Source organism: Gluconobacter cerinus (genome assembly GCF_025961355.1).
GTDB classification, from domain to species: Bacteria; Pseudomonadota; Alphaproteobacteria; order Acetobacterales; family Acetobacteraceae; genus Gluconobacter; species Gluconobacter cerinus.
Genome location: NZ_JAOQNM010000001.1, coordinates 1,839,657 through 1,862,063, shown reverse-complemented (window position 1 = coordinate 1,862,063; position 22,407 = coordinate 1,839,657). Strand labels below are relative to the sequence as shown.

The following is a 22,407-nucleotide window of genomic DNA, read 5'->3' as shown; positions in this document are numbered from 1 at the left end:
GCTCTTTAGTTGGACGTATCGCAGGCTTTCTTGCTTCCCGGAAAATCGGAGCAACCAGCCTTACTGACGCCCCACTGATAATCCTTCTCGTCACTTGCCATGCCGTTCGGCTGAACCTGCGTCAAAACAGCAGACAGATCCGAGACGTGTCCGGCCGTGTATGTCAGCTCAACGTAGCCATTATAGGCTCCGGGCGTTTTGTTCGCGCTCTCGAAATAGGTGGGCTTATGGTCCTTGCCTGGAACACCCAGAATAGACGTCACCTGTGCAGGCGTAGCTTTCTCAAGACTTTTCAGCAAATCTTCCGTGAAGCTCCGACACGTCACTTCCGGTCGCTCGTCTTCACCCGGAAGAGCGGCCCAGCATCCTGCCTGTCCCGGGAACCCCTTGGCGGCAAATGCATTCCCGGACACACCCATGACGGCACCCGTCACGATTAGTAGACCCATCACCCGCTTTAAAGTCACCATTTTACCGCACTCCTGCCGATCCATTTGTCAGTCTGCCAAAATCTCTCAGCAGGCATACACTCAACTGGTGGCTTTCGGGTAAAGCCGATTGACCACCTTCTCCATCGTCAGTCCCTGCACGATGATTGTAAAGACCACCACCCCATAGCAAACCGGCAGTAGCGTCTCCCTAAGTTCCCCCGGGGGCAAACCCAGGGCCAATGCCACGGAAATCCCGCCCCGAAGCCCACCCCAGGTCAAAACACCGAGAGCTCTGCCACGCTCACCTTTTTTCAGGTGAACCGGCATTGTGGACAGGAACACACTCAGTCCGCGAACAATCACGGACAGTGGAATGATGATGAGTGTCGCCACAAGGTTGGGCAGATGTGGAGTAATTTCGAGAAGCTCAAATCCGATCAGCAGAAACAGCAAAGCGTTCAGGATTTCGTCGATAAGCCCCCAGAACGTGGTGAGCTCCTGGCGGGAATGCTCTGGTATTGCACGCTTGCCTGTATCGGTCGCCAGCCACATCCCTGCCACAACCACGGCAATCGGGCCGGACATGTGCAAAGAACTGGCAAGGCTGTAAGTGCCCGTTGCCAAGGCCAGGGAAGCCAGCAGATCAATCTGCATGTCCTGCACGCCCCGAATGATTTTCAGGGCGACCCAGCCCAGCACACCTCCCAGCACACCACCACCGACCGCTTCCACAAGAAAACGAACGATAAAGTCCGTCATTGCAACGCTATGGACCTCTCCAGTCGCGAGACCGATGACGGTCCCGTACATCACAATGCCTACGCCATCGTTGAACAGGCTTTCTCCTGCAAAGGTGGCCTGAAGAGCTTCTGGCAAACCCAACCGACGCAACATTCCCACGACAGAAACCGGATCCGTCGGCGCGAGAATAGCCCCCAGAACGACACACCAGCTGAAGGGAACATTCATGCCCAGCAGCGGAAAGACTAACCATGCTGCGCCTGCCAATAGCCCCACGGCCAATACCGTTCCCAAGATAGCCAGTGCAGCCACAGCCTTTCCGCGGGAGAGCAGCAGCCCGAGATTAACCTGCATGGCCCCGGCAAAAAGAAGGAAGGACAGCGCCCCTTCCAGAAGCGTTTCTGGAAGATTGACCTGCCCGAGAAGGGTCCGGGGAATGTGCTGAAGGTCGTAGCCTGGCACCAGAGGATTGATCAGCATGATCAGCATCGAAATGACCATGGAAATCAGGAGAATACCGATGGTCAGGGGGAGCTTGAAAAGGCGCTCGTTCAAAACCCCGAAACACGTTGCTCCCAGCATCAGCAAGGCAAAGAGACCCAGCGAGTTCATCCGTTCTTCTCCTCCTGACAGTGCATCATGCACTGACCTTCCGTCGCCAGCCATCAATTCCGTTGCGACGCATTTTTATACGGTCCGTCAGAAACAGAAGCTTCTGTAACAGGCAGAGTTTCCTGCGAAAGATTTCAACATACTGCGGTTCAGGACTTTGATGTGCCGTTATTTCGAAGATGCGGCAAACGGTTTGCCAGGAAGCCCGTCACCGCTGCTTCTTCAGCCGATAATCCATGCTCCGGCATATCCAGAACATCCTGCGCCCGCTTCTGAAACGCGGCCCTCAAAGTCCCGTCCAGATGCCCATCCACCACGCACGGATTAATATAACTCTTTCTACAGACCGCAGGCGTATTTCCAAGCCGGGCAGCCACGGACTTCACGGCTTCCACAACCTGCTTTTTGGCTTTCGCTTTCGTATCGTAGCCGCTGAAGGCACAGAGCGTGACGGCAGCCAGTTGCGTGGCAGCCCAAGTGCGAAAGTCTTTGGCCGTAATGTCTTCACCAGTGATGGTCTGAAGGTAGTCGTTCACATCCTGTGAGTGCACATCGTGGCGTTCACCGTTTTCATCCAGATACTGGAAGAGACGTTGCCCCGGCAGATCTTCGAGGCGTGACACAAGCCGCGCCAGTCGAGCGTCAGACAAATCCAGATGCTGCTCAATTCCATGTTTGGCCCGGAAATCAAGCGTGACGTGCTTTCCGGTCACATCAACATGCCGGTGCCGCAGCGTCGTCAGGCCATAACTACGGTTTTCACGCGCGTACCGGTCATTTCCGATCCGGGCCATCGTCCGTTCCATGATGAAGACAATCGCGGCCAGAACGCGGTCCCGGTCCAGCTTCTTTCGCGCCAGGTCCTTTGCCACCTGCGCTCTCAAGGCAGGCAGATGCTCACTGAAGACAAGCATTCGACCGAACTTGGCGACGTCCCGGGTTTCCCGCCATTTGGGATGATAGCGATACTGCAACCGCCCCCGCGCATCTGTACCAACAGCTTGCAGATGACCATCGGGATCAGCACAGATCCACACATCGCGATAAGCCGGAGGAATTCCCAGGCGTTTCAGGCGCCCGATAACGCTCTGGTCCGTGATGCGCTCCCCGGCAGGATCGTAATAGGCGAAACCTTTGCCGGCTCGTCTGCGGGTAATTCCCGGTTCCGTCCTGTCCACATAATGCAGACCCGCGCGCCGGGCCTGTTTCTGCTCAGGTGAAAGTCTTGCTGTCACGGTTTCGCGGTTCCCTGTCCGTCCAACTGTAACAGCGTGCGGCTGGAACCGGAGTTTCGTCAGATCTGCTTACGCTTCCTGATACTTCCTGACATGACACCTGCTTTTCCACAGGTGACTTACAAGAAGGACATTACGGGTAGGGAATACAGATGTGAAACGACTGTTGTTGGGATGCAGTATGCTCCTGCTCGCAAGTTGCGCATCGCATGCACCGTCAGACATGTCGGAAACTGCCGACAGCAACGACGCTCCGTCGTTCAATCAGACGGGCAGTGGCCCTGGTGGAGGCCGTGGCGGCGGTAACAGCATCTGGTCTGATGTGTTTCGCACCGCCCTACAAACTGGAATGGGCTTCGTTCACCACTGAACGAAGCCAGACCCTTACTTGTCTTCGTAACTTAGTCGCCACTCAGGAGGCTCTGCATCCGCAAGGCTGTACCATTCCTTCATGAGCGGATGGTGCAACATGCTCTGAACCCAAGCTTTCACAACGGGGTCAACATTAAGTTGATACGTGTGAATCCGGATAGCGACGGGCGCATACATGCAGTCAGCCACCGTCAGGACGTCCCCGAACAGATACGGCGTGGCCGTGCCGGAGCGCAGAAGTGCCCCCTTCAGGGTCTCGCTTAACAGAGCAACATCCTTGGCCAGGTCTTCGCTGATTTCTGACAAAGGCGCTGGAACACGCTCCACATCCATCGGGCAATTCTGCCGGATTGGGCGGAAACCGGCGTGCATTTGGGCGCTGATGCTGCGGGCATGAGCACGCACCACACGGTCCTGCGGCCAAAGAGCGGGCTCGTACTCGGCACAGTATTCGCAGATGGCCAGACTTTCCCAAACATGCGCGCCATCATGTTGCAAATACGGTACCAGCTTGTTGGGCGACAGTGCGTGGATTTCCGTAGTCTTGCCACCGCCCTTGAGAGCAATGACCTTCTCTTCCACATCCAGCTTCGCCAGCTTGACGGCCAGCCAGCCACGCAAAGACCAAGACGAATACCGCCGCGACCCGATCAGAAGTGTCCCTGCCATGCTTACGCTCCCGCCAGAATAAACCCGCCGCCCAGAACACGGCTCCCATCATACAGAACACAGGCCTGCCCCGGGGCCGGCATGGCTGGCTCCAGCAGTTCGACTAGCGCGCCACCATTTTCAAGAGGCTTCACAACCGCATCCCGGAGCTTCTCCCGAGCACGGATCTGCACGCCACAGGAGACACCTTCCGGCGGAGCATCAATCAGCCAGTTCATGTCCCGCAGACGGATCGCCTTGCGCGTCTCAACTTCGGTCGCCTGAACGCGAGGCCCAACAACAATCCGGCGCTTTGGCACATCAATCCGCGTTACCATCTGGCGTTCGCCAACGGCTGTATGGATGTCTCCCAGCCGCTTGCTCTGCCCAACCGTATAGCGCGCAACGCCTTCATGATGCCCAAGGACCTTGCCCTGTTCATCCACGATCTCGCCTTCACCCCGAATTTCAGGACGAAGCTTTTCCACGATATCAACGTAAGACCCGCTTGGGACGAAGCAGATGTCCTGACTGTCCGGCTTGGCTGCGATTTCCAGCCCAAGCTCCTGTGCCAGTTCACGCACATGCGCCTTGTCCGGCATCTCGCCAAGCGGGAAGCGCAGGTAATCAAGCTGGTCTTTCGTCGTCGCGAACAGGAACCAGGTCTGGTCCCGCTCTGCATCAACGGGGCGATGCATTTCAGCACCAGACGGACCTTCAACACGCCGGACGTAATGTCCGGTCGCCATCGCTTCACAGCCCAGATCGCGGGCCATGCCCAGAAGATCCGTGAACTTCACGCCCTGATTGCAGGCCACGCATGGCACGGGAGTTTCCCCACGCGCATACGCATCCGCGAAGTTCTCAATCACGCTGTCCCGGAAGCGGCTTTCCGCATCAATGACGTAATGCGGGAAATCCAGCTTATCCGCCACGGCGCGGGCATCCATGATGTCCCGCCCGGCACAGCAGGCGCCCGGCTTGGACGCCTGACCGTGATCGTAAAGCTGGAGGGTCGCGCCGATCACCTCGTGGCCCTGCCTTTTGAGCAGCGCGGCCACTACGGAGCTGTCCACGCCTCCTGACATGGCAACGAGGATACGCATGGTCTTCAGCCCGCCTTTGGCAGCTGAACGGTCAGGCCATCCAGGTCTTCGGTCATGACAATCTGGCAGCCCAGACGGGATGTCTGCTCAAGGCCGAAGGCCAGATCCAGCATGTCTTCTTCATCGTCGGTCGGCTCGGACAGCTTGCCAGCCCATTCCGGGTCCACCACGACATGGCACGTCGCACAGGCCAGAGAGCCTTCGCAGGCGCCTTCGAGGTCAATGTCATGCTTGTGAGCGATTTCCAGCACCGACAGGCCGACAGGCGCGTCAACTTCACGGCGGGAACCGTCACGTTCGATAAAGGTCATCTTGGGCATGGGCTGTCCGTCTTGTTTCAGTCTCTTGAAGGTTGGCAGGTACGGACAGCCTCGATCAAAAGAGCCGCCGCACGGTCAATACCGGGCTTGGAGGTAGAGCGTCCGACCGACAGGCGCAAGCACCGCGATGCTTTCTCTGCAGAAAGTCCCATCGCCGTCAGCACATAAGAGGGGGTAATTTCTGCGGCCGAGCAAGCTGACCCCGTAGACATGGCAACTTCCGGGACCCGTTCAAGGATGTCCGTCGCCCGCACGCCTTCCGGCAGACAGAAATTCAGCGCACCCGGCAGGCGCGAGACTGCACGTCCATTCAGCTCACATCCTGGAAGTGCCGTTTCAATCTGGCGCCACAGATCATCCCGCAGGGCGGAAATCTGCAAAATATCCGTATCCAATCTTCGTTTCGCCAGCTCCGCAGCTTTCCCGAACCCTACGACAAGAGGGGTGGGCAACGTGCCTGAACGAAAGGCCCGTTCCTGCCCTCCCCCCGAAAAGAGTGGCTGTAGTCGCACACGGGGCCGACGCCGCACATACAGGGCACCGATCCCCTTGGGGCCATACATTTTGTGCGCGGAAAAAGACGCTAGATCGATATTATCCAGTGAAACAGGCAACTTCCCGGCCATCTGCGCCATGTCAGTGTGAAACAACGCCCCAGCCTCATGGGCGATTCGTGACAGGAGTGGAATGTCCTGCAGGATGCCCGTCTCATTATTTGCCGTCATGATGCTGACAAGCAGTGTCGGCACCGACAGTGCCTCCCGCAGAGCCTCGGGATCAACACGCCCTTGCCCGTCCACTCCCAGGATAAGAGGGTCAAAGCCTTCAGTCTCCAGATCCCGAACGGATTCCAGAACGCATTTATGCTCAGTAGAGACAGTAATGACGCGACGACGCTCATTGCCCATGCGCTTCAGGTGGCGAGCGGCTCCCTTGATGGCAAGATTGTTTGCTTCCGTGGCTCCAGACGTAAAAACGAGCTCCCGGGCTTCAGCCCCGATCAGGTCAGCGATAGTCTGGCGAGCTGCATCGACAGCCTGCGCCGCTTTCTGACCTGGGCCATGGACACTGTGTGGATTACCAAAATCCTCCGCGAACCAGGGCAGCATGGCTTTCACAACCTCAGGGGCGCAGGGCGTTGTGGAAAAATAGTCCAGATAAATCACGCTATACCTTCCACTGACCAACACAGATCGTTACGGTTCCAGATATAGATGGGCTTTTCAGCCTCGAACCCTGTTTCAGGCAGAGGATGCCCCATGGACGCGATCCCCCTTGGCAGCACACTGTTTGCCATCGCCTTCGGTATTCTACTCCTCAGCCTCATTTCTCCTTTAGGCCGATGGATCAACGCCCGCAGCGCCCTTCTGGAAGAGCAGGCCCGGAAACTCAGGCTGGAAAATGACCACATGAGCGCGCCTTAACGTTTGCTCAAACGACGCGCCATACGCTCATAGGCATCGCAAAACGCATCAACCTGTTCTGTCCTCACATTCCACGGCAACGATACTCGTATTGCCTGAGAGGCCCCGGCTGTCTCTCCCATCGCCGTCAGAACATGAGATGCCGCAACCTTTCCAGAAGAGCATGCCGAACCAGCAGAAACACAAAATCCTTCCAGATCCAGCGTCATGAGCTGTACCTGTGCGGCAACCCCGTCGAGGATCAGGCAGCTTGTGTTTGGCAGGCGAGCGACCTCACGCCCGGCAACACGGGCTCCCGCTGCCATCGCCACCTGTTCGACGCGCTCCCGCAGTGCCTCAATAGCGGACCAGTCCTGGGCCTGCGCCTCATCAAAAGCAGCAGCCATGCCCAGAATAGCTGGCAAAGACTGCGTTCCTCCTCGCCGACCGCGCTCCTGACCACCGCCCACCATCAGGGCATCAAGCGGTTCATCCCATGGCAGCAGCAACGCACCTGCGCCTTTTGGTCCGCCCATCTTGTGCCCCGAGAGAGCAACGCTGCACTCAGTCAGGCTGAAAAGCAGTCGCCCAGCGCTCTGAACCGCATCCACATGCAGATGTGCGCCCGAGTCGCGGCAGAGTGCAGCCACCTCCTCCAGTGGCGACAAAACCCCTGTCTCGTTATTGGCGGCCATGACACAGACAAGTGTTGGTGCCCCATCCGCGAGACGCTGACGGAGAGTTTCAAGGTCCAGAATGCCCTGGTCATTCACCGGAATAACGTCCGCATTCGGGGCGGCCTTACGAACGGCATCATGCTCGGTTGCACCGATCAGGATCCGACGCCCCTGACCGAACGCATGAATGGCCATTGCGTCAGCCTCCGTGCCACCTGACGTGAACACACAGGTCCCGGAAATCCGCCCGAAACCCGCACTGATACGACTACGGGCATCTTCAAGACATCGCCTGGCTTCGCGCCCTTCCGCGTGGACCGAAGACGGATTGCCGGACAGCAGCAGACCGGACAGCACAGCCTCCCTCGCTGCGGGGCGCAGAGGCTCGGTTGCATTGGCGTCAAGATAGGTCGGAGCAGATGCGTTCGTCATGTTCTCTAGATCGTGCAGAGTTGCAGGAATCGCAATCCCGAGTCGATTTTGGTGGAAATTCTGGCTTTCAACTCGATATACAGACGCCCACCGGAAGGCAGGGCCGTAATCCTGCCGGACATAGAGCGAGAGTATTCATGCCTGAAGTGATGTTCGCCGGCCCAGATGGCCGGCTTGAGGGTCGTTACCACCACTCCAGCGAACCAAACGCTCCCCTCGCCCTGGTGCTGCACCCACACCCGCTTCACGGCGGCACCATGAATAATCGTATTACGTACACGATGTATCGCCACTTCGAGAAGATGGGCTTCTCGGTCATGCGCTACAACTCGCGCGGCGTCGGCCGCTCCCAGGGGCGTTACGATGGCGGTATCGGAGAAATCTCCGATGCAGCTGCAGCACTTGACTGGATGCAGATGGTCAACCCGAACTCCAGCGAACTGTGGATCGCCGGATACTCGTTCGGGGCGTTCGTCGGCATGCAACTTCTGATGCGCCGCCCGGAAATCAGTGGCTGGATCAGCGTTGCGCCTCCAGCCAATGATTATGACTTCGGCTTCCTTGCACCTTGTCCGTGTAGTGGTCTGATGATCGCTGGCGGCAAGGACGAAATGGCTCCCGAGCCAGGCATCCGCAAGCTGGTCGACAAGCTCAACACGCAGAAGAATGTGACGGTCGATTATCGTATCTTCGACGATGCCGACCACATTTTCGCCAAGCAGGCTGAGCGCGTCGGAGAAGCACTGGAAGATCACGTCATGACCATGCGTGGCCGCAAGGCTCTCGCACTGGCCGCCGACTGATCCCGGTTCTTCAACCAGGACTATAAAAATAGCCTGCTTTCCTGTCCGGATCGCAGGCTATTTTTTTGTTTGTCGGTTCAGTAACATTGTGCAACGTTTATTGCATGACAATCCGGCCCGCCCCCCCGACCTTACCCGTCCGTGTGACGGATCTCACAAAACGCTTCGGCAGCTTCACTGCGCTCGACCACGTTTCCTTTACAGTCGAACCCGGTGAAACCGTAGCTCTACTCGGGCGCAATGGTGCCGGAAAATCCACCCTTATCGGCTGCCTCATGGGATTTCTGATCCCCGATCAGGGTTCTGTAGACATCTTTGGCCAAAGTGTTCTCTCGCTGCCGCGAGACCTCCGGGCCCGTACCGGGTTTGTCCCCCAGACCATGAGTGGATTTACAGCGTTCAGTGTTGGTCGACTGATTGATTATATCGGAGCGTTTTACGGCGATCTGCCCCCTATTGATCCCATCCTGCTGCAATGGGCCGATCTGGATTTCAAAAAGATTGTTCGCAACCTCTCGGGCGGCCAGAAACAGCGTCTGGCTATTCTTCTGGCCATGCGGCACGAGCCCGATTTCCTCGTATTGGATGAGCCTGTCGCCAGCCTCGATCCTCATGCCCGGCGGGATTTCATGAATCTGCTGGGCAGTTATGCAACGCGCGTTGGCGCCAGTATTCTGATTTCATCACATATTCTGTCAGATCTCGAACGTCTGTGCTCACGCCTGCTGTTTGTTCGGCAAGGCCATCTTGTTCTGGATGTGTCTGCCGAAATTTTCCGAACACAGACCCGGTGGCTCGATCACAGCACTCCGGAAGTACTGCACACTCTGCCATGCCAGATACTCGGGCAGCGCGAGAGCGGCATTCTTGCTCATGGGTGGACCGAGGACCTCGCCCTTCCTGAGGGAACATCCGTTTCCATTCCCGATTTTGAAGACGCCTTTCTTGAAATCACGGCTCCGCGGGAGCATTGACCATGGGCAGCCTCTCCCTCACCCGGCAGGAATGGTCTGACCTCTGGCGAGCCCTGCAACTCTACGCCAGCCCCGTATTCCTTCGGGCAAACTACCTGCTGATTTCAGTTGGGTTCTTTCTGTTTACGTCCTTAATGGATCTTCGGAGGCTGCACAGGCTTCTGACGCATGAGACATTTGAGCAGGCTCTGTCGCACGCCAATGTTGTCAGTCTCATCCTCACATCCATGTTCATCCAGAACTGCCTGCAACTACATGCTACAAGACAGATCGGTGCAGCTCAGGCTCCTGCTATTCCCGGGCTGGCTTTAGCGGAAGCAAGAGCAGTCTGCATCGTGGATGTCGTGTCCGTCTTACTGCTCAGCACGGCCCTGAGTTTCGCGCCCATTCCGTTCCACGACGCCCTCTTCTTTGTGCTGTTCAATTCAATCCCTACACTGCTGCAGTGGTACGTCCCGCCCCAAGGCCAGTCCCAGAAACTACGCTTTCTGATCGGTCTGGCAGGAGGCATCCTGATATTGGGGCAATTCGGCCTCCTCCTCCTCTCAAATGCCAGCCTATGGCTTCTGACGCGTCCACCCATCCTCACCATTCCAGCAGATGTTTGTCTTTTGCTGGTCATGATCGTCAGTATTCTCTCCCTGCCCAACCGCCTTCACGGTGCTCCAGCTACTCCGCATGCTCTCGACGCTTCTGCGTCTTTGAAAGACGCGCTGCCGGAGTTTCCTTCTGGCAAAGCAAAGATACGGGTCCGCAAACCCATCACATTCTATCAGCTTCGCCAGATGCTGCTGGCACCGACCTCACCTCTGACACTCAAAACTGACATCCTGCTAAGCTGCCTGTTCATTCCTGTTCTGATGTCCATATCGGCAATGGGAATGTCGCTCTTCACTCACAAGAGTTTCGCAGCATGCTGGAAGCCCCTTGTCTTCAGCGCAGGCGCGATGATCGCCGTTAGCGACAACTGGCTTACCCAACGGCAGCATTGGCCTCTCCTGCTGATTACCGGGCGTTTTGGCGACCGTCTTTCCTTTGTCCGGTCTGTCTTTTCGGCAAAGCTTTCCCGCCTGTCCGTCACGATACCACTGCGTGTTCTCAGCCTGATCATTCCATACGCCCTGATTACATCATTCGCCCTGCGCGACACTCTGGTGTTCAGTCTGGAATTTATGGGGCTGGCGCTTGGCTTTGCCCTCTGCGGGGCTCTTCCTTTTCTGGTGAGCGGAAATCCTTGGAAGGGCGTTGTTTATGCCTTCAATTTCATTCCAATCTTCCTTCTGCAAACCTGCAACCCATTCATTATGGGGACACGCATTGCGGGCGTAATTGCAGGACTTTCCATAGCTCTGGGCTGCGTGGCCTATGTCCTTGCGCCTCGCAGTCTCAGCAAGGCAGACTGGCCCTACGAAACCGAATAAGACCTTCACCAGGCAGGGCTTACGCGGGGGACACGCAAGCGTGATCCTGCTTTCGGATTATGACCGCTCAAATGGATTTTGGCGGTCTTTCCAAGAAAAACATTAATGAAAACAAATAGAACCCTTTCTTCGAAATCACAGAAAGAGCGTCTGTAAAACTTCTCTCTTCTTTGTCATTCCCAGGCCTCGTCCGTCTCGTGAGATAGATTCATGTTCATGTAACGGAACGGTCCGTTACTTAAGCAGAGTTGGGACACGGCCCGCCCGGCCGTTGAGAATATGCAGCCGTTCGAGAGACAATGGGTCAAATCGCTGGGACTGGTCTGCGCCATTACGTCAGGATTTGCCTTCACCACAGGCACTGCACGGGCGCAATCTTCCACCGCAACCGTATCCGAGGATGAGCGAACAACCTCGGAACATGCTGCCCTTCGCTACAGGAGCAATGCAAAAAGCCGTATCAAGACAATCCGTCCTGCTCCCAAGCCCGTAACCGTCACACCATCCCAACCTGGCGTGAACGACTTTGCCCAGCCGATAACAACGGATCAGTCCTTTCTTCCCGCCAGTCTGCATGACTGGATGAAGCAAAGCACCATGACCGGGGACTGGGGCGGCTGGCGCCCATGGCTGACAGACAAGGGCATGAACATCACGGGCCATTATTTTCAGGATTCTGCTGGCAACCCGATGGGGGGCAAGTCCCAGAATGTGAGGTACGCACACGAAATCGGCCTGAATTTTGATTTCGATCTCAAGAAGCTCACAGGCTACAGCATCGGCCTGTTCCACTTCATCGTGACGTCCCGCGCGGGACAGGGCCTTGGTGCAAAACTTCCTGCGCTGAACAGTCCGCAGGAAATCTATGGCTCTCCCACAGTGCGTTTGTCTCTGCTGTCCTGGGAGATGAACTGGAACCGCTACGTTTCAACGACGATCGGCGAAATCAACTCTGAAACCGACTTCGAAACATGGTCCATATACTGGGGCATGAACAACTACTGTCAGTTCCAGACCAATGCCATCTGCGGCATGCCACAGTCCATCGCTTACAACTCAGGCTATGGATACTATCCAACGGCCCACCCCGGAGCATGGGTGAAATTCTACCCTGCCGGAAACAACCATTATTCCATTCAGTTTGGCGTCTATTCTGCTGATCCGACAATTGGAAACACCCATAACGGGTGGAAGATGAACCTGCACGGCGCCACCGGTACCTTTCTGCCCTTCCAGCTTGTCTGGCATCAGGGCGGAAAAGACGATTACAGTGGCCCCCTGCAGACCAACGTCAAGATCGGCGGATACTGGGATACGTCACAGGTCAACAATGTGTACTCCCAATATGGAATGTTTGAAATTCCAAGTAACTATCTAGTTAGTGCGCCAACAGCGAAAGTCAGGGGACGCTTTGGCGGATGGTTCCAGTTCGATCGCATGATCCAGCGCGACGCAGGGGATGCGCATCGCGGCACATCGTTTTTTGCGTCCTTCACCTGGGGTGATCCAAGAACGGCCATCGCACCATACTTCGTCGACTGGGGCCTGACACGCAAAGGCACGTTCAAAAATCGCCCCGATGACACAGTTAGCCTCGGCATGAAGTTCCTCTGGGTGAACGCCAAGATGGCCAACTGGGTCGCCGAACTTCAGAAAAATGGCGCCACCGGTCTTTACCGCCCAAGTGGCGAACACGCCATCGAACTGAACTACGGATGGCGCCCCACACCATGGCTGCTGATCCGCCCTGGTGCCCAGTACATCTGGAGCACAGGCGGGACCAACCGGTACAAAAATCCACTGATACTGGATTTCGAAACCGGAATTACTTTCTGAGACCACATATGGAAACCGGGATCATGAATCATTCCAAAATCAATTCTTGCGGCAGAAACAGCACATCCCTTACCGGAGAACACGTCCATGCCTGTCCGTAACGGCACGAAGCCTCTGACGGAGTGGCTGACGCTGCTTCTGGGGGTCGTTATTCTTCTTGTGGGCCTGATCTTTGTCATCATGGGGGCTGACCTCGCGATGCTGGGCGGCTCTGTTTACTACGTCATTTGCGGGATCGTGCTGGTTGCCAGCGGGGTGTTCATGGTGATGGGCCGCACGCTCGGCGCGTTCCTGTACCTCGGCGCCCTGGCCTACACATGGGTCTGGTCCTTGTGGGAAGTCGGGGTCAGCCCGATTGACCTTCTGCCGCGCGCTTTCGGTCCGACCATTCTTGGCATTCTGGTGGTCCTGACCATTCCGGTCCTTCGCCGCCTGGAATCCCGCCGTACACTCAGAGGAGCCGTCTGATGCGTCGGTCTCACCTTCTCGCAACAGCCGCAGGCCTCGCGCTCGCCTGTTCACCTCTCGCAGCACACGCTCAGTTCGCTCCCGCAGGCTCTGGGGGGCCACCTTCGGCGACTATTCCCGGCCCGGGCAACGCCGACGAACCCAAGGAAAACACACCGGCGGATTCAAGCTATTTTGCCGGACCCTCTCCGTATGCCCCGCAGGCTCCGGGCGTCAATGCTGCAAACCTGCCGGATATCGGATCAATCGACATTTCCGAAATTCCATCCATGGCACCCCAGCAGAGTGCAAGCCCGGCGCATGGAGACTGGCCGGCCTATGGCCGTGACGATAACCAAACGCGCTATTCGCCTCTGACAGAACTGACCCCCGAGACGGTCAACAACCTGAAGGTTGCATTCACCTATCATACGGGCAGCTATCCACGTCCGGGCCAGACCAACAAATGGGCGGCTGAAACCACACCCATCAAGGTGGGTGACGGCCTCTACATGTGCTCAGCTCAGAACGACATGATGAAGCTGGACCCGGTGACTGGAAAAGAGATCTGGCGCCGTAATCTGAACGTCAAATACGAGTCCATCCCCTACACGGCAGCCTGCAAGGGTGTGACGTATTTCACTTCTGCTGTCGTGCCAGAGGGTCAGCCCTGCCACAACCGCATCATTGAAGGCACACTGGATATGCGCCTCGTGGCCGTCGATGCGGCAACAGGTGAATTCTGCCCCGCGTTTGGCCATAATGGACAGATCAATCTGATGCAGGGCATGGGTGAATCCGTCCCCGGCTTCGTGGCCATAACGGCTCCGCCGCCTGTGGTTAACGGTATTGTCGTCGTCAATCATGAAGTGCTGGATGGTCAGCGTCGTTGGGCACCGTCTGGTGTGATCCGTGGTTACGATGCTGAAAGCGGCAAGTTCGTCTGGGCCTGGGATGTTGGCAATCCTGACGATCACAGCCAGCCAACGGGCAATCGCCACTATAGCCGCGGTACGCCGAACTCATGGGCGGCCATGACCGGAGATAATGCACAGGGCCTTGTGTACGTCCCGACTGGCAATGCTGGTGGCGACTACTACAGCGGGCTGCGTAGTCCGGCAGAAAATGCCATTTCTACGTCGATCGTTGCGCTCGATGTCAAGACAGGCTCACCACGCTGGGTCTATCAGACGACCCGCAAGGATGTCTGGGATTATGACATGGGTTCTCAGGTCACAATGATGGACCTTCGGGGGCCAGACGGCATGCTGGCTCCGGCTCTGATTGTTCCAACCAAACGTGGCCAGACTTTTGTGTTGGACCGCAGGACGGGCAAGCCAATCCTGCCCGTGGAGGAGCGCCCTGCTCCAGCAGGACATGTGCCCGGTGACAGCCGCGCGCCGACGCAGCCCTGGTCTGTCGGCATGCCTGCCCTTCGGATGCCAGAGCTTCGCGAAAAAGACATGTGGGGCATGTCTCCGATCGATCAGCTCTACTGCCGGATCAAATTCCGCAGCGCGCATTATGACGGTGAGTTCACGGCCCCAAGTCTGGACAAACCCTGGATCATGTATCCCGGCAACAATGGAGGCAGTGACTGGGGCTCCATGTCCTACGACCCAAACACCGGCATCCTGATTGCCAACTGGAATGCATCACCAATGTATGCCCAGCTCATCACCCGCCGGAAAGCAGATGCGCTGAAGCTGATGCCGATTGATGATCCGCATTATAAACCGGGTGCCGGGGCGGCTGAAGGGAATGGCCCGATGGAAGGCACACCTTATGCGATCGCCATTGCCCCTTTCTGGGACCCGTTCACCAAGATGCTGTGCCATCGGCCGCCTTACGGGATGATCACGGCGATCGACATGAAGCACGGTCAGAAAGTGCTGTGGCAGCATCCACTGGGAACAGCGCGTGCCAATGGTCCATGGGGTCTGCCGACAGGCCTTCCCTGGGAGATTGGAACACCGAACAATGGCGGTTCTGTCGTGACGGCTGGTGGTCTGGTGTTCATTGCAGCGGCTACGGATAACCAGATCCGTGCCATTGACGAGCACACCGGTAAGGTCGTGTGGAGCGCGGTGCTCCCGGGTGGCGGTCAGGCCAACCCGATGACCTACGAAGCCAACGGACATCAGTACGTTGCCATCATGGCAGGGGGACATCACTTCATGATGACACCGGTTACGGACCAGCTTGTGGTTTACGCTCTGCCAGATGCCATCAAGCACTGAAAAACTTACGCAAACCCCTGCCTGTACAACTGAGTATGGGCAGGTCAGTCCAGACTGAATACCCGGACTGAAACGAGAGAGGCGTCACACGCGGACGCCTCTCTTTTATGTTTTTCAGAAATCCACACCTGCCTGCGCAAACACGTAGCGGCCCGGAACAAAGCCCGAATATTGCGCCACAGCCGTATTGGAAGCCCCGTCCACCACGAAAGGCGGTTGCCTGTTGAACAGGTTGTTGATGCCCGTATTGACCGCCCAGCGTCCTGCCCGATATCCCACCGTCACATCCTGAAGGAAAACGCCCGGTGAGCGCGTACGCCCCGCCGTCTGCGGTGCCAGATCGTTCGTGCCGTCATTCCAGTGCATCCCGCCAATATACTGCACCATGTAGGTCAGGCTGAATGCGCCATGCTGCCAGCTGACCGTAGTGTAGCTCCGCTCACGCGGCATCCCGCTGCCAGACAGATAGAGCAGTCGCCCCGTGTAATTCCGCCATGCCCCACCGGGTGTGTACTGCTGGAAATACCCGATCAACTGCTGATAATTTTCGGACAGAGACAGACTATCCTGCCGCCCCAGACGCATCCGGTATGTCAGGTCGATATCCAGACCGTTCGTCCGCAGGCCACCAAGATTCTGCTGAACGGCAGAAATCGCCGTAAGCTGCCCGCTTGTGGACCGTGGCGAAACCAGCGAGCAAAGCTGGGGCTCCGTTCCCGTGTAGCATCCGTCCAGAATATACTGCGTGCCCGGTGCTGAAATCATGTTCTGCAACGTATAGTGCCAGTATTCTACGGATAGCGAGAGATGCGGCACCCAGTGGGGTGTGACGACTGTTCCGATTGTATAGGTACGGCCCGTTTCTGGCTTTAGAGCCGCATTTCCGCCCGACAGGGTGGGCAATTGCCCCACGAACGCCGAACTGAACGTCTCGGGGTTGATCCCTTCAGACAGGCACCTTGCCCGAACCGTCCCAGCCCGCGCACCGTAAGCTCCCGCCTGGCTGCATGGATCGGACGCAGACGGATAGCTCAGCGTCCGACCACCGTAGAGACTGTAGATGCTTGGCTGCCGGTAGGACGTTCCCAGCGTCGCGCGGAAAGCTATGTCCTGAACAGGCGCCCAGTGCAGCCCCACCTTCCAGTTCTTCGTCGTGCCGAATGTATTATAGGCCGAGATACGGCCCTGAAGATCCACAGTCAGATCCCGGGCCAGAAAAGCATGTTCGAGAAGCGGGATTTTCCCTTCGACATACCCTTCCGTCACATGAAAACCGCCACCCGTATAAGCCGTGGTTGCGCCCGTTGAGTCCCCACGCTCCACAACGGGATCAGGCTTGTAGCTAAGCTGCTCGCTCCGGTGTTCCATCCCGAATGCGAGACCGATCTGACCGCCGTGACGGTATGGCAGGCTCAGAACATGATTGTTATGAAAGCGCAGATTGATATCTCGCATCTGGTAATCAGCGTGATCGCGCTGCGTAAACCGGACGTAATTCGCGGCTTGCTCCGAATACGGCGCGAACGGATTTTGCAGAACGCATCCTGACGCTGCCACACAGATATCCGGATTATATCGCACCGCACTCGACGAACTGGACGGATCGAGCTGCTCCGTGCCGGTCGTTTCCAGCAGGTGGCGATAGTTGACCATATTCTGCGTCTGTGCCGTCAACTGACTGACGCCGTAAGTCATGGAGGCATCATACTGCCAGTCCCCGACAATGCGTCCTTTGGCACCACCAATGACCGTCCAGGTATCCACAGCAAAGTCATTTTGCCGGTATCCGACATCTTCCATCCGCTTCGTCACAGCGTAATCCTTACCCCATGGATTATCAGGGCTATCCGCTGGAATGATCCAGGAAGACGGAAGACTGGAAGGCGGGATGCTCCCTTGCACAGGAGATGGGGAAAGCTGCCGGGACGCCGTAGTGTGACTGTAACGAACGTTGGAATACAGCGTGATGTGTGAGTTCAGATCGTAATGGGCATCACCAGACAAGGCCGCATTCTGATGATAGTTCTGGAGCATTGAGCCTTCAGCGAAGTTATACAGATCCGAAGACTGAAAGGCCCGAAAACTGCCATTGCCGTCAGGGACCATGCGCTTGCCTGTCACCGGGTTAAACGCCACGCCTGATGGGATAATGGAGGAGCCAAAACCTGGCGCTCCAGAAGCCGGATTGTCGTTCTGCGGCAGCGCAGCCCATCGTCGACCCCGTGAAGAAATCGGTCCAGTCGTATCGTACTGACCAAACAGGGTGACGTTGCCGCGGCCATGATCGAAATTGAAGCCCTTGTAACCAGAAATCAGCCCGGATCGACTGTCTCCATATTGTGTGATGCCGCCCTTGATCGTCAGGTTTCCTCCCGTCAGATCATGTCTCAGGCGGATATTGATGACGCCTGAGACAGCATCCGCTCCATAAAGCTCGGACCCCCCATCCTTCAGGATTTCGATCCGGTCGATCTGCTGCACGGGGATGGCATTGAGATCCACACATTCCGAGCCAGCATTCATCGCCGTGCGCTTGCCATCAATGAGGATCAGAACACGCCCCTGCCCCAGATTGCGCAGGTCTGTGCAGGACACACCCCCACCGCCGTTCGTGCGGGTATTGGGTGTTCCTGATGAGCCGACAGAGGGCAGACGTGTCAGATAGTCTCCAAGAGAAATGGCCGAAGTTTTCTGAATATCCTTCGCAGAAATGATCTGAACCGGATTGGCGGTCTTGTTCCCTGCCCCTCCAAGATAAGATCCCGTTACAACAATATCCTCGGACTTCGAGGACTTGAGGGTCTCTGTCCGGTCATCTGCAAAGACGACAGGGCTCCACATCATGCTGCCAATCAGAGCCGGATAAAAAGGACGAACAGCTTTCCGAAAAGGGCGGACAGACATGGAGGATACACACTCAGACATTATGTTACGATATAACATATCTCTAGTGACCGACGGTGCCGTCATTCAAGCGACAAACAATGACCATCCTGTTGCGTCCAGTGTCATGGGGCACACGGTCGTGCTTTGCGCGATGTTATGATAGACAGACCTTCCCCTTTTCCGACAGCGCAGCAGCAAGACCGATCCATGCCAAAGAGTCCGTTCCTTCTCGAAGCCCAGGCACGCGGCCTGATTTTCCAGTGCACCGACCTCGACGCCCTCGATGAAGCCATGTTGGCTGGACCGATTACTGCCTATGTAGGCTTCGACCCAACTGCAGACTCCCTGCATGTCGGCAATGCCATGTCCATTATGGCGCTGCGCCTGTTGCAGAAGCATGGTCATCGCCCGATTGCCCTGATGGGTGGCGGCACGGCAAAGATTGGTGATCCGTCTTTCCGTGACGAAGCCCGTTCGCTCATGACGAACGAGACCATCGCGCACAACATCGCTGGCATTGAGCAGTCCCTGCGTCAGTTCATCACCTTCAGCGATGAAGACCCATCCAGCGGTGCAATCCTCGCCAACAATGCGGAATGGCTGGACAAACTGTCCTACATCAACCTGCTACAGGACGTCGGCGTTCATTTCTCCATCAGCCGTATGCTGTCTTTCGAGAGCGTGAAGCAGCGTCTGGACCGTGAGCAGGGCCTGACGTTCCTGGAGTTCAACTATTCCATCCTTCAGTCCTACGACTTCCGTGAATTGAACCGTCGCCATGGTGCGGTGCTTCAGATGGGCGGTTCGGACCAGTGGGGCAACATTGTTGCCGGTATCGATTTAACACGTCGTACTGATGGCAAGCAGGTGTTTGGTCTCACCACGCCTCTCGTCACCACGTCGTCCGGCGTAAAGATGGGCAAGTCTGCACAGGGCGCCACATGGCTCCGTGCCGAGAAGCGCTCGGTCTTTGACTACTGGCAGTTCTGGCGCAACACGGAAGACGCCGATGTCGGCCGCTTCCTCAAACTCTTCACGGATCTACCTGTGGAAGAATGCGAACGTCTGGGCGCCCTTGAAGGGGCAGACATCAACGAAGCCAAGAAGATCCTTGCCACGGAAGCCACGGCTATCTGTCACGGACGCACGGCTGCGGAAGAGGCAGCCGAGACGGCCCGCAAGGTCTTCGAACAGGGCTCCACAACGGCCGCTCTTCCGGAAATCGATCTTCCCGCCAATATGCTGGCCGAAGGTCTTCCGGCGTTCCGCGTATTTCAGGAGGCTGGACTGGCCGCCAGTGGTGGGGAGGCCCGTAGGCTGATCCGTGGCGGTGGTGGCCGCGTCAATGACGTCGTCATTTCCGATGAAAACCAGACCTTCACCCTTGAGGATTTACGCGAAGGCACGCTGAAGGTCTCGTCCGGCAAGAAGAAGCACATTCTTATCCGTCCGGTCTGAATCTGACAGATGTCATGACGTCCTTCACTGTTTCGGATCATGGCTTGTGTCATAATCTTTCCGAAACAGTGGAGTCCGCGGTCGTGACAAATCAGAAAAACTGGAAAGCTCTTTCCACCGATGCCGCCGGACTGCTGTTCGCCGTCGTCTGGGCAGCACGCGGTGCCATGGCAGCGCATGTCTCCACAATGGCCATGGCCATCCCGATCGCTGTCATCACGCTAGTCCTGCTTGCCGGGTTTACCAGACGCGACCTGATCCAGTGTCGCCCCGAGCGCATTTGGGACGCGGCCCTGCTGCGCCGTGTAAAGATCATGCGCATCATTGCCATTACTGTAATGATTACCTCCGTCCGCAGCACGCATCATCCGGAACTGCTTTACCCGCTGCTCGGATGCATTATTGGCCTTTCGTACATCCCTATGGGCCGCGCGATGCACGAACCCATTCACGTCATCATGGGTTTTGTGATTGTCAGCGTGTCAGCTCTTTCTTTCCTGCTGCCAGAACCGCTACATCTTGAAGTCGCAGGCTTTGGAACTGCTCTGGCCATCTGGGTCGGTGCCGTTATCCGTCTGCGCAATTCCGGAACCCTGTCCTTTCTGCCGAAGAACGCCTTGCCCTCATGACAGAAATAGAGACCTTCATCCCGCTTCCTGGAAACAAGGAAGACAACTGGCCGAGCTTCAACCGGTATCGGGTCTCTTATCTCGTTTATCTTCTGATCTACCCTATTCCCTGGTTGATCCATGGAGCACCTACCCTCCCGGCAGCCCTGTTTTCTGCTGGGGCAACAGGCATTTTCCTGCTGCTGTATTTCGCACCTTACCGCAATGACCGGTATTATGGGCTGCCAGAGATTATCTTCACGGCCCTTATCGGCTTTGCGACCGCATGGACGCAGGGCGACTGGCTGGTCTTCAATATTTATGCCACCGCCATGTGCGCCTGTTTCAGGCAGATGCGGCAAGCTGTCCTGACAATTGTATGTTTGCAGATCGCCCTGTTCGCGTTTGTCTGGCTTCAGGACAAATCCATGCTCCACGCGAGCATCGGAGCCTTCTTTAGCATCATCACCTATATCGGGACGTGGATGCAGTGGAAGCTGGGCCTGCAAAACCTGCAACTCCGCAAGGCACAACACGAAATCCGGACTCTGGCCGCCACAGCAGAGCGCGAGCGTATCGCCCGGGACGTACATGATCTTCTGGGCCATTCCCTGACGGTCATTTCAGTCAAAGCCGAGTTAGCCAACCGCCTGTTCGAAACGCACCCTGACCGCGCACAGCGGGAACTTCAGGACATCACGCAGATTGCCCGGACGTCTTTGAAAGAAGTCCGCGAGGCCGTCACCGGCATGAATGGTGCGTCCCTTCAGCATGAGTTGGAGCGCGCCCGCAAGGCGCTTGAAGCAGCGTCCATCAGTCTGACCATCCATCACGCTGAACGTCTCGAAGATCACCCACAAAGCAGCGTTCTCGCGATGGCATTGCGAGAGGCCGTCACGAATGTGATCCGTCATTCCGGTGCGCGACATTGCACCATCAGTTTTGACTGTGATGCTGGGGGGCAACCCTGTGCCATTCGCATTGAAGATGATGGCGCCCAGCAGTCAGGCCGGTCTCCGGCTCCTCCGCAGGAAGGGAACGGCCTTCGTGGCATGAGAACACGTCTTGCTGCTGCGGGTGGTTCCTTAATGCTAAGCCATACCTCCAGCGGCCTCCGACTCACAGCGAGTATTACCCCATGATCCGCCTTATTCTGGCCGAAGACCAAGCCATGCTTCTGGATGCTTTTGAAGCGCTTCTTGGCCTTGAAGAAGACATTCAGATCGTGGGGCGCGCACCAGATGGACAACGGGCGCTCCAGCTCGCGGCCGACCTGCGCCCGGATGTCATCATCACAGACATCGAAATGCCGAACATGACAGGCATTGAACTGGCAGAAAAAATTCGGGAGCAGGGCCTTCCAAGCCGTGTCATGATCGTGACGACCTTTGGCCGTGCCGGATATCTGCGCCGTGCCCTTCAGGCAGGCGTGCGGGGATACATGCTCAAGGATGCCCCGATTACGCAACTTGCAGACGCTATTCGGAAAGTCGCTTCCGGGGGACGGGCCATTGCATCAGATCTGGCAGAATCTGTCTGGGATGCCCTGCCCGACCCGTTGTCAGACCGCGAACGGTCTATGCTCCGTCTGGCTGAAGCCGGGCGCACGAACAAGGAGATTGCCGAAGAGCTCTCCCTGTCCGCCGGGACAGTCCGTAACTACTTCTCGGAAATTGTTCAGAAACTCGATGCCCGTAACCGGATTGAAGCCGGGCGCGTCGCCCGGCAGAACGGCTGGCTCTAACCCCAGCCGCAAC

Annotated in this window: 21 protein-coding genes; 12 read left to right on the top strand and 9 right to left on the bottom strand. The window is 57.0% G+C overall.

Annotation, left to right across the window (positions count from 1 at the left end):
• Window positions 1–5: 5 nt before the first annotated feature.
• The 3 genes from M2305_RS08545 to M2305_RS08535 all read right to left on the bottom strand — a co-directional run bounded on the left by M2305_RS08545 (window position 6) and on the right by M2305_RS08535 (window position 3,019).
• Window positions 6–470 (bottom strand): hypothetical protein, encoded by a 465-nt coding sequence (locus M2305_RS08545; protein WP_232309178.1) that lies wholly within the window; start codon window positions 468–470, stop codon window positions 6–8.
• 60 nt (window positions 471–530) lie between these two features.
• On the bottom strand, window positions 531–1,784 hold the full coding sequence (locus M2305_RS08540; protein WP_046900764.1) for a cation:proton antiporter: 1,254 nt from the start codon (window positions 1,782–1,784) through the stop codon (window positions 531–533).
• Window positions 1,785–1,933: 149 nt separating this feature from the next.
• Window positions 1,934–3,019 carry a DNA topoisomerase IB gene (locus M2305_RS08535; protein WP_264649122.1) on the bottom strand — a complete coding sequence of 362 codons (1,086 nt, stop codon included), beginning with the start codon at window positions 3,017–3,019 and terminating at the stop codon, window positions 1,934–1,936.
• Between the two features lie 181 nt (window positions 3,020–3,200).
• On the opposite strand from M2305_RS08535, the gene M2305_RS08530 reads away from it, so the two are divergent.
• Window positions 3,201–3,389 (top strand): hypothetical protein, encoded by a 189-nt coding sequence (locus tag M2305_RS08530; RefSeq protein ID WP_046900762.1) that lies wholly within the window; start codon window positions 3,201–3,203, stop codon window positions 3,387–3,389.
• A gap of 14 nt (window positions 3,390–3,403) precedes the next feature.
• Here the strand turns inward: M2305_RS08530 and M2305_RS08525 are convergent, their stop codons facing one another.
• Genes M2305_RS08525 through M2305_RS08510 form a run of 4 tightly spaced genes read right to left on the bottom strand, consistent with a single transcriptional unit; the run spans window position 3,404 to window position 6,631 of the window.
• Window positions 3,404–4,060, bottom strand: a complete 657-nt coding sequence (locus tag M2305_RS08525) for a glutathione S-transferase family protein (RefSeq protein WP_211498583.1) — start codon at window positions 4,058–4,060, stop codon at window positions 3,404–3,406.
• A gap of 2 nt (window positions 4,061–4,062) precedes the next feature.
• The gene (gene mnmA, locus M2305_RS08520; protein ID WP_046900760.1) at window positions 4,063–5,145 is read right to left on the bottom strand and encodes a tRNA 2-thiouridine(34) synthase MnmA; all 1,083 of its coding nucleotides are present in this window, start codon (window positions 5,143–5,145) and stop codon (window positions 4,063–4,065) included.
• A gap of 5 nt (window positions 5,146–5,150) precedes the next feature.
• Window positions 5,151–5,465 (bottom strand): ferredoxin family 2Fe-2S iron-sulfur cluster binding protein, encoded by a 315-nt coding sequence (locus M2305_RS08515; RefSeq protein WP_046900759.1) that lies wholly within the window; start codon window positions 5,463–5,465, stop codon window positions 5,151–5,153.
• Window positions 5,466–5,482: 17 nt separating this feature from the next.
• Window positions 5,483–6,631 carry a cysteine desulfurase family protein gene (locus M2305_RS08510; protein ID WP_264649121.1) on the bottom strand — a complete coding sequence of 383 codons (1,149 nt, stop codon included), beginning with the start codon at window positions 6,629–6,631 and terminating at the stop codon, window positions 5,483–5,485.
• 93 nt (window positions 6,632–6,724) lie between these two features.
• Between M2305_RS08510 and M2305_RS08505 the strand changes: the two genes are divergently transcribed.
• Window positions 6,725–6,889, top strand: a complete 165-nt coding sequence (locus M2305_RS08505; protein ID WP_203547852.1) for a hypothetical protein — start codon at window positions 6,725–6,727, stop codon at window positions 6,887–6,889.
• On the opposite strand, the gene M2305_RS08500 is transcribed toward M2305_RS08505, so the two are convergent.
• Window positions 6,886–7,977, bottom strand: coding sequence for a cysteine desulfurase family protein (locus tag M2305_RS08500; RefSeq protein WP_264649120.1), 1,092 nt, complete (start codon window positions 7,975–7,977; stop codon window positions 6,886–6,888). The two genes, M2305_RS08505 and M2305_RS08500, sit on opposite strands and share 4 nt — an antisense overlap.
• A gap of 137 nt (window positions 7,978–8,114) precedes the next feature.
• Between M2305_RS08500 and M2305_RS08495 the strand changes: the two genes are divergently transcribed.
• The 6 genes from M2305_RS08495 to M2305_RS08470 all read left to right on the top strand — a co-directional run bounded on the left by M2305_RS08495 (window position 8,115) and on the right by M2305_RS08470 (window position 15,698).
• Window positions 8,115–8,780: an alpha/beta hydrolase gene (locus M2305_RS08495; RefSeq protein ID WP_064274695.1), complete on the top strand. Its 666-nt coding sequence runs from the start codon at window positions 8,115–8,117 to the stop codon at window positions 8,778–8,780.
• 104 nt (window positions 8,781–8,884) lie between these two features.
• Window positions 8,885–9,754, top strand: coding sequence for an ABC transporter ATP-binding protein (locus tag M2305_RS08490; RefSeq protein WP_264649119.1), 870 nt, complete (start codon window positions 8,885–8,887; stop codon window positions 9,752–9,754).
• A gap of 2 nt (window positions 9,755–9,756) precedes the next feature.
• The gene (locus M2305_RS08485) at window positions 9,757–11,175 is read left to right on the top strand and encodes an ABC transporter permease (protein ID WP_264649118.1); all 1,419 of its coding nucleotides are present in this window, start codon (window positions 9,757–9,759) and stop codon (window positions 11,173–11,175) included.
• Between the two features lie 279 nt (window positions 11,176–11,454).
• Window positions 11,455–13,011: a carbohydrate porin gene (locus M2305_RS08480; RefSeq protein ID WP_264649117.1), complete on the top strand. Its 1,557-nt coding sequence runs from the start codon at window positions 11,455–11,457 to the stop codon at window positions 13,009–13,011.
• An 87-nt stretch (window positions 13,012–13,098) separates the two neighbouring features.
• Window positions 13,099–13,479, top strand: coding sequence for a glycerol dehydrogenase (locus M2305_RS08475; protein WP_264649116.1), 381 nt, complete (start codon window positions 13,099–13,101; stop codon window positions 13,477–13,479).
• Window positions 13,479–15,698: a pyrroloquinoline quinone-dependent dehydrogenase gene (locus M2305_RS08470; protein WP_264649115.1), complete on the top strand. Its 2,220-nt coding sequence runs from the start codon at window positions 13,479–13,481 to the stop codon at window positions 15,696–15,698. The genes M2305_RS08475 and M2305_RS08470 overlap by 1 nt, the downstream gene beginning before the upstream one ends.
• Window positions 15,699–15,812: 114 nt before the next feature.
• Here the strand turns inward: M2305_RS08470 and M2305_RS08465 are convergent, their stop codons facing one another.
• The gene (locus M2305_RS08465; protein WP_264649114.1) at window positions 15,813–18,602 is read right to left on the bottom strand and encodes a TonB-dependent receptor domain-containing protein; all 2,790 of its coding nucleotides are present in this window, start codon (window positions 18,600–18,602) and stop codon (window positions 15,813–15,815) included.
• A gap of 189 nt (window positions 18,603–18,791) precedes the next feature.
• Between M2305_RS08465 and tyrS the strand changes: the two genes are divergently transcribed.
• From tyrS to M2305_RS08445, 4 genes are all read left to right on the top strand, one after another.
• Window positions 18,792–20,042, top strand: coding sequence for a tyrosine--tRNA ligase (gene tyrS / locus M2305_RS08460; protein ID WP_211498592.1), 1,251 nt, complete (start codon window positions 18,792–18,794; stop codon window positions 20,040–20,042).
• Window positions 20,043–20,125: 83 nt separating this feature from the next.
• A complete protein-coding gene (locus tag M2305_RS08455; protein WP_264649113.1) occupies window positions 20,126–20,671 on the top strand; it encodes a hypothetical protein in 546 nt (181 codons plus the stop codon).
• Entirely contained in the window at window positions 20,668–21,792 is a 1,125-nt protein-coding gene (locus M2305_RS08450; RefSeq protein ID WP_264649112.1) for a sensor histidine kinase, read from the top strand. Before M2305_RS08455 ends, M2305_RS08450 begins: the two co-directional genes overlap by 4 nt.
• A complete protein-coding gene (locus M2305_RS08445) occupies window positions 21,789–22,394 on the top strand; it encodes a response regulator transcription factor (RefSeq protein ID WP_211500537.1) in 606 nt (201 codons plus the stop codon). The genes M2305_RS08450 and M2305_RS08445 overlap by 4 nt, the downstream gene beginning before the upstream one ends.
• Window positions 22,395–22,407: the final 13 nt, after the last annotated feature.